This is a genomic window from Alloalcanivorax gelatiniphagus (genome assembly GCF_005938655.1).
Taxonomy (GTDB): Bacteria; Pseudomonadota; Gammaproteobacteria; order Pseudomonadales; family Alcanivoracaceae; genus Alloalcanivorax; species Alloalcanivorax gelatiniphagus.
This window is the reverse complement of record NZ_VCQT01000021.1, coordinates 25,453-32,609: the sequence shown is the minus strand read 5'-3', so window position 1 is coordinate 32,609 and position 7,157 is coordinate 25,453. Positions and strand designations below refer to the sequence as shown.

General features: G+C 66.8%; 6 protein-coding genes. 2 read left to right on the top strand and 4 right to left on the bottom strand.

The annotated features are described in order from the left end of the window. Positions 1-120 precede the first annotated feature (120 nt). Positions 121-642, top strand: a complete 522-nt coding sequence (locus FGS76_RS05520) for a hypothetical protein (protein WP_240692432.1) — start codon at positions 121-123, stop codon at positions 640-642. A gap of 72 nt (positions 643-714) precedes the next feature. Here FGS76_RS05520 and FGS76_RS05515 read toward each other — a convergent pair whose 3' ends face one another. Then, positions 715-1,419 (bottom strand): hypothetical protein, encoded by a 705-nt coding sequence (locus tag FGS76_RS05515; RefSeq protein ID WP_138771632.1) that lies wholly within the window; start codon positions 1,417-1,419, stop codon positions 715-717. Positions 1,420-1,509: 90 nt separating this feature from the next. Beyond that, positions 1,510-2,292, bottom strand: a complete 783-nt coding sequence (locus tag FGS76_RS05510) for a ParA family protein (RefSeq protein WP_138771631.1) — start codon at positions 2,290-2,292, stop codon at positions 1,510-1,512. A 370-nt stretch (positions 2,293-2,662) separates the two neighbouring features. On the opposite strand from FGS76_RS05510, the gene FGS76_RS05505 reads away from it, so the two are divergent. Then, positions 2,663-4,012, top strand: coding sequence for a cytochrome P450 (locus FGS76_RS05505; protein WP_138771630.1), 1,350 nt, complete (start codon positions 2,663-2,665; stop codon positions 4,010-4,012). Positions 4,013-4,123: 111 nt separating this feature from the next. Here FGS76_RS05505 and gorA read toward each other — a convergent pair whose 3' ends face one another. Further along, positions 4,124-5,491 (bottom strand): glutathione-disulfide reductase, encoded by a 1,368-nt coding sequence (gene gorA, locus FGS76_RS05500; protein WP_138771629.1) that lies wholly within the window; start codon positions 5,489-5,491, stop codon positions 4,124-4,126. 30 nt (positions 5,492-5,521) lie between these two features. Continuing rightward, on the bottom strand, positions 5,522-7,087 hold the full coding sequence (locus FGS76_RS05495; RefSeq protein ID WP_138771628.1) for an FMN-binding glutamate synthase family protein: 1,566 nt from the start codon (positions 7,085-7,087) through the stop codon (positions 5,522-5,524). Positions 7,088-7,157 lie beyond the last annotated feature (70 nt).

The window sequence follows — 7,157 nt, the reverse complement described above, 5'->3', positions numbered from 1 at the left end:
TGGTGGCGGGGCGCCCCCCCCCGGGCGGGGGCGCGCGCCCGGGCACCCCCCGCCCGCGGGGTAATTTCACAAGGGGGCGCCCGTTCGGGGGGGGTTTCCGGCCGGGGGGCTCTCCCCGCCATGAAGACCCACGACTGGTCCCAGTCCCGCCTGGAGCCGCTGGACAGCAAGCTGTTCCATACCCCCGCCGATCTGCTGTCCCTGGGGTTCAAGCTCACCAATCCACCGGGGCTGGTGCAGTCCTATATGGATCTGGTGCGCAATATCGGCGACCGGGACTATGTCACCGAGTACATGACCATGGGCCAGTGGTTCAACGATATGGTGGACTACCCCGGCGCGGTGGTGCGCGAGGTGATCGAGAAGATGATTCTCGGCAACAGCCTGGCCAGCGGGCGCATGACCATCGGCGAACGGCGGGTGGACTTCGGCCATGTGACCCAGGACCTGCTGGCGTTCGGCGGCGCCAGCGACCGCATTGTCAGCGTGCGCGCCGCCCGCGAGATCCTCAAGGTGGTGGGCAGCGCCGAGAAGCGCTTCGAGGTGGCCCCCGGCGGCCATGCCGGGGTATTCGCCGGCAGCAAGGCGCCGGCGCAATGCTGGCGGGTGATCGCCGATTGGTTGGCGGTGCGCGCCGACTAGGGGTGGTTTTAGGGGCTCCCGTGGGTGTTATCGCGGCTGAAACCGCTCCTACAGGGAGCCTGGCCGAGGGGATCAGGGGGTGATGGCTGCTTCCAGGTCGGCGCCGATGCGGTTGCTGTAGCGGTACACCAGAAACGGCACCGCGTCGCCGCCGAACCTGACCAGCGAGGGGCGCACGAACTGCCACTTCACCTTGGCTTCCTTGAGCGCGCTGGCCACCGGGGTATCGCCGTCGTGGTGAAGGCGCACCTGCTCCAGGTGGGCGTCGAAGGCGGTGAGCCGGGCGCGGAAGTCGTCCTCGGATTCCGCCTCGCCGGGCAGGTCCTCGTTCACCGCCACGATGGCGGTGTAGACGGCGGTGATGCGCTGCAGGTGGGCCAGCAGCTCGTGGACGTCGTCGTAATCACCGAGCTCGGCGTCTTCCACCGTGTCCAGTTGCTCCACCATGGCGGTGGGCACCCGGTCGAACCGCAGCGGCTCCCGGTCCGGGTCGGCGTCGAAGCCCTGCCATTGGCGGCGCAGGTCGGCCAGCCAGGGGCTCTCCGGATCGGTGTCGGCGGCCAGGCCGTCGAGGGCGTCATTGACCCCGCTGATCCGCTCGCCCAGGGTCTTCAGGTAGACCCGGTCGCCGTCCATCAGGCCGTACATATGGAAGTTGGTGCGCACCTGCCAAAGCTCGCGCTCCAGGTTCGACAGGTCCGCCTGTTGCACCGCCGCCTGGGCGAACATGGGCATCAACAGTACGGCCAGCATGGCGCTGCGCGTCAGTGTGTGCATAAGGTCCCTCCAGACCGGTCAAACCCGCATATCAAAAAGCCCGCGCAAGATAGTACAAGCGACGGGCTTTTACCAATGCCGGAACGGCCCTCAGCGGGCGGCCAGCTCGCGGAACAGGGCCAGGTATTCCTCGGTGAGCTTGTGGCGGGGGTTCCAGTTCACCAGCGGTGTGGCCAGCTCGTGGGATTCGCGCATGGCGACGCTGGCGGACAGCCGGCTGGCCAGCATCGGCAGGCCCTCCTCCTCCAGGGACGCCACCAGTTCCTGGGGCAACCGGGCGCGGGGCTGGAACTGGTTCACCACGATGCCTTCCAGCATCAGATCCTCATTGTGGTCCTCGCGCACCTCCTGGATGTTCTCCAGCAGGGTGTAGAGCGCCTTGCGGGAAAAGGCGTCGCAGTCGAACGGGATCAGCACCCGGTCGGCGGCGATCAGCGCCGACAGCGTGTAGAAGTTGAACGCCGGCGGCGTGTCCACATAGATCTCGTCGAACTCCCGGCTAAGGCTTTTGAGCAGCCCGCGCAGCTTGTAGATCTTGTGCTTGGACTCCAGCAGGTGCTCGATCTCGCCCAGCCCGGCGTCCGACGGCAGCAGGTAGAGGTTCTCGAAACGGGTGGTGTGCACATAGTCCCGGGGGGCCTTCTCCTTGAGTTTGAACGACAGGCTCTGGGAGAAAAAGGTGCCGATGTTCGGCGTCGGGCCGTTGTCGTGGCCGTAGGCCTGCATGCCGAGCAGATACTGGCTGGCGTTGCACTGCGGGTCCAGGTCCACCACCAGGGTCTTGCGCCCGCCGGCGGCGCTGATCGCCGCCAGATTGACGGTGATGCTGGACTTGCCCACGCCACCCTTGCGATTGAACACCACTCTGCGCATGCACTCTCCTCCGTGGATCGCCGCCGTCAGCGGACGGCCGGCGGAATTTGACCGTGCTGAAAATGATACACATGCGCCGGCCCCGCTCCCAGGCCGGCGCGCCGTGACCGTCGGCGGTATCGCAAGATTTTCCCGGCGCCGGGATAGTCCACAGAAACTGTGGATAACTGCGTGAACAATAGGTTGAAGATCGTCTCCCCGCGGCCTGTGACGGGCCCTTGGCGCGGATTGTTCGTTCCGTGGCCAGCGGCGCCGGAATCGCCGGGTAAATGTACAACGGAAAGTCATTTACCTGCTCTTGCCGCCGGCTGCCCGGCGGTCCAGCATGGCGAAATATACATGGCGTTTACCCCATCAAGGAGCGATCTTCATGACCGTCACCCCCCTGGCCCGGGTGCCATCGGGCAGTACCCTCAAGCCGGTTCCCGGCGACCCGGGTCTGCCGGTGATCGGCAACACCCTGAAGAGCCTGCGCGATCCCGTCGGCATGTTGCGCGCCCGCTATGACAGTTACGGGCCGGTGTCCTGGACCTCCCTGTTCGGGCTGCGCATCGTGCAAATGCTGGGCGCCGACGCCAACCAGTTCGTGCTGATGAACAAGGGCGAGCTGTTCTCCAACCACGGCGGCTGGGACTTCTTTATCGGCCCGTTCTTTCATCGCGGCATCATGCTGCTGGATTTCGAGGAGCACCGCTGGCATCGGCGCATCATGCAGCAGGCTTTTACCCGGCCGGCGCTGCAGGGCTATCTGCAACGGATGGGGCCGCGCATCGCCGACGGCCTGGCGGCCTGGCCGGCGCAGGGGCCGATCCAGGTGCTGCCCCGGGTCAAGCAGCTGACCCTGGACCTGGCCACGGACGTGTTCATGGGCAGCCAGCTGGGGCCAAGGGCGGAACGCATCAACCGGGCCTTCGTCGACACGGTGCGGGCCGGCACCGCCCTGCTGCGCTTTCCGGTGCCCGGGCTGCGCTGGTCCCGGGGGTTGCGCGGGCGGCGGGTTCTGGAGCAACTGTTCCGGGAGGAAATCCCGGCCAAACGGGCCAGCCGGGGCGATGACCTGTTCAGCGCCCTTTGCCACGCCACCACCGAGGACGGCCACCGATTCTCCGACGAGGACGTGGTCAACCATATGATCTTCCTGATGATGGCCGCCCACGACACCACCACCATCACCCTGTCCAACCTGTTCTATCAGCTGGCCCGCAATCCCCAATGGCAGGAACGGCTACGCCAGGAAAGCCTGGCCCTGAACAAGGAGCAGCTCGAGCACGACGATCTGGAGCGCCTGGAAGGCATCACCCTGGCGATCAAGGAAGCCCTGCGCCTGTGCGCGCCGGTGCCGTCCCTGCCCCGCCGCACGGTGCGAGATGTGGAATACCAGGGCCACTATATTCCCGCCGGCACCTTCGTCACCGTGGCGCCCTACTTCACCCACTACATGGAGGAATACTGGCCGGACCCGGAGCGCTTCGATCCGGAGCGGTTCAGCGAGGCACGCCGGGAAGACAAGGTGCATCCGTTCGCCTGGGTGCCGTTCGGCGGCGGCGCCCACAAGTGCATCGGGCTGCACTTCGCCGACATGCAGGTGAAGGCGATTCTGCACCAGGTGCTGCTGCGCTGGCGCTGGTCGGTGCCGGAGGGCTACGAAATGCCGGTGGACACCACCAGTTTGCCGGTGCCCAAGGACGGCCTGCCGGTGACCCTGGAGCGGTTCCGGTAGGAGCGGCTTTAGCCGCGATGACGATGGCACCACCATTGATCGTGACATCGCGACTGAAGTCGCTCCTACGGAGCAAGGCTAAGCCGCCGCCGTGAGCGGCTTTAGCCACGATCAGCGGCTGACGGTCTCGCCCTGGCGCAGGGTGACGAACTCCTCCGCCGAGGAGGGATGGATGCCGAGGGTGGCGTCGAAGTCCGCCTTGGTGGCACCCATGCGGATCGCCACCGCGAAGCCCTGGGTAATCTCCGCCGCTTCCTCACCGGCCATGTGCAGCCCCACCACCCGGTCACTGGCGTCGTCGACGATCAGTTTCACCAGGGTTTTCTCCTGGATATCGCCGAGGGTGTAGCGCATCGGCCGGAACCGGCCCCGGTACACACGCACCGTGGCGTGGCGCTCCAGGGCCTGCTCCTCGGTGAGGCCCACGGTGCCGATATTGGGCTGGCAGAACACCGCCGTGGGCACATCCCGGTAGTCCACCGGCCCCTGGGGCTTGTCCTTGGCAAACAGCCAGGCGGCCAACCAGGTGCCTTCGGCCAGGGCCACCGGCGTCAATTGCAGACGGTCGGTCACATCGCCAAGCGCGTAAACGCCGTCCATGGAGGTGCGCAGCTGGTCGTCCACCCGCACCGCGCCGTTGTCGCCGGTGTCCAGGCTCACCCCGTCGGCCAGCAGGCCGTCCAGGCGTGGCACCCGGCCGGTGGCATAGAACACCTCGTCGACCACCAGTTCGCCGCCGCCGGTCAGGTTCAGTACCTGGCGCCCGTCGCGCTCCTGCACCGACGCCACATCGGTGTTGAAATGCAGCTTCACGCCGTGGGCGCCCATCTGCTCGGCGACGAACACCCGCACATCGTGGTCGAAGCCGCGCAGGAACAGCTCGCGGCGGTACAGCTGATGCACGGTGACGCCCAGGCCGTTGAGGATGGAGGCGAATTCACTGGCGATGTAGCCGCCGCCCACCACCGCCACGGTGTCCGGCAGCTTGTCCAGATAGAACAGGTCGTCGGAGATGCGTACCCGCTCGTTGCCGGGAAACTCCGGCACGAACGGCTTGCCGCCGGTGGCGATCAGGATGTGCCCGGCGCTGAGCTGACGGTCGCCGTCCACGCTCACCCGGCCCGGGCCTTCGATGCGGCCGTGGCCTTCGAAGACGGTGACGCCGGCATTGTCGAGCAGGCGACGGTAGATGCCGTTGAGCCGCGCGATCTCCCGGGTTTTGTTGTCGCGCAGGGTGGCCCAGTCGAAGGACCAGCCGTCCACGGTATAGCCGTAGTCGGCGGCCAGCTGGAATTCATTGGCGAAGCCGGCGCCGTAGGCGAACAGTTTCTTCGGCACGCAGCCCACGTTGACGCAGGTGCCGCCGAAGAACCGCTCCTCGATGATCGCCACCCGGGCGCCGTGGCCGGCGGCCATGCGGGCGGCGCGCACGCCACCGGAACCGGCGCCGATCACCACCAGATCGAAATCGTTAGCCAATGGAATCTCCTTGTGTCGGGTTCTTGATCATCAGGTGCCCACCCGGAAGCGCGCCAGGGGCGCGTGCAGGCTGGGGCGGCCCTGGCGCAGATACAGGCCCGGCTCGATGGGCGGCCACAGTTCCTCCAGCGGCATGGAATCGCCATTGGCGTTGACCATGCGCGCATGGTGGCGGCGCAACTGGCGGGGCTCGCCCACACCGCAGGCATGGGCGATGGTTTCCACTTCCTTGACCAGATTGGCGTGGAAGTGCGCCACCCGCCGGCCTTTTTCCGCCGGCACCAGGCCGCGCTGCAGCCGTGGATTGTGGGTGGTGACGCCGGTGGGGCAGGTATTGCGGTTGCATTGCATCGCCTGGATGCAGCCCAGGGCGAACATATAGCCCCGGGCGGAGACGCAGAAGTCGGCGCCCATGGCGATGGCCCAGGCCACCATGGTCGGGTTGATCAGCTTGCCGGAGGCGATCACGCGGATGCGCTCCTGCAGGCCGAAGCCGTCGCGCAGGTCCACCACCAGCGGCAGGGACTCGGCCAGGTTCAGGCCCACATCGTCCATCAGCGACATGGGGGCGGCGCCGGTGCCGCCCTCGCCGCTGTCCACGGTGATGAAATCCGGAGCGCTATCCAGGCCGCGCTCGTGGATCGCCACGAACAGATCCTCCAGCCACTGCCAGGAGCCGATCACCGTCTTGATGCCGGTGGGCTTGCCGGTCACGTCGCGGACCCGGGCGATCAGGTCCAGCAGGTCCTCGGCGCAACGCACCCCGGGCTGGCCATTGGGGCTCACCGACGGCTGGCCCACCGGAATGCCGCGAATGCGGGCGATTTCCGGGGTCACCTTCTCGGCGGGCAGAATGCCGCCCTTGCCCGGTTTGGCGCCCTGGCTGAGCTTGATCTCGAACATCTTCACCTGGGGCAGCGCCGCCACTTCCTCCAGCCGGGCGTCACTCAGCTCGCCGTCCGCGTCGCGCACGCCGTAGTAGGCGGTGCCGATCTGGAACACCACATCGCCGCCCCCTTCCAGGTGCATTTCGGTGAGCCCGCCTTCGCCGGTATTCAGCCAGCAGCCGGCGTGGCCGGCGCCCCGGGACAAGGCCCGCACCGCCGGCCGGGACAGCGCCCCGAAGCTCATCCCGGAAATATTATGGAAGCTGCGCGCCACATAGGGCTGGCGGGCATGGGGCCCGACCATCAGCGGCAGGGTCTGGGCGGCGTCCTTCTCCAGGGTCGGGTACGGCGTGTTGAGGAAGATCACCCGGCCCGGGGTATTCTGCTTGGTGGTGCCGAACGCCACCGTGTTGCTCAGGTCCTTGGCGGCCCGGTACACCCAGCTGCGCTGGGCCCGGTTGAACGGCAGTTCCTCCCGGTCCATGGCGAAGAAATACTGGCGGAAAAACTCGCCCAGGTGCTCGAAGAAATAGCGGAACCGGCCGATCAGTGGATAGTTGCGGCGGATCGCGTGGGATTTCTGCAGATAGCGGTCCTGGAACCACAGCACCGCGGCGGTGAGCGTCAGCACGAACAACATCAGCAGCAACCCGAACGCCAACCAGGTCGACAGATTCACTACCCAGGCGTGCAACCGATCCGACAGCATTCGTCCTCCTCAACCTTTTCACCTATCGAGCGCCGTGGCGGCATGCTAACACTATCGGAGCCGGCTGGCG

Coding starts and splice junctions, on each gene's coding strand:
- FGS76_RS05495 (WP_138771628.1), bottom strand. CDS start 7,087: ATGCTGTCGGATCGGTTGCACGCCTGGGTAGTGAATCTGTCGACCTGG.
- FGS76_RS05515 (WP_138771632.1), bottom strand. CDS start 1,419: ATGCACACACTGACGCGCAGCGCCATGCTGGCCGTACTGTTGATGCCC.
- FGS76_RS05510 (WP_138771631.1), bottom strand. CDS start 2,292: ATGCGCAGAGTGGTGTTCAATCGCAAGGGTGGCGTGGGCAAGTCCAGC.
- FGS76_RS05505 (WP_138771630.1), top strand. CDS start 2,663: ATGACCGTCACCCCCCTGGCCCGGGTGCCATCGGGCAGTACCCTCAAG.
- FGS76_RS05520 (WP_240692432.1), top strand. CDS start 121: ATGAAGACCCACGACTGGTCCCAGTCCCGCCTGGAGCCGCTGGACAGC.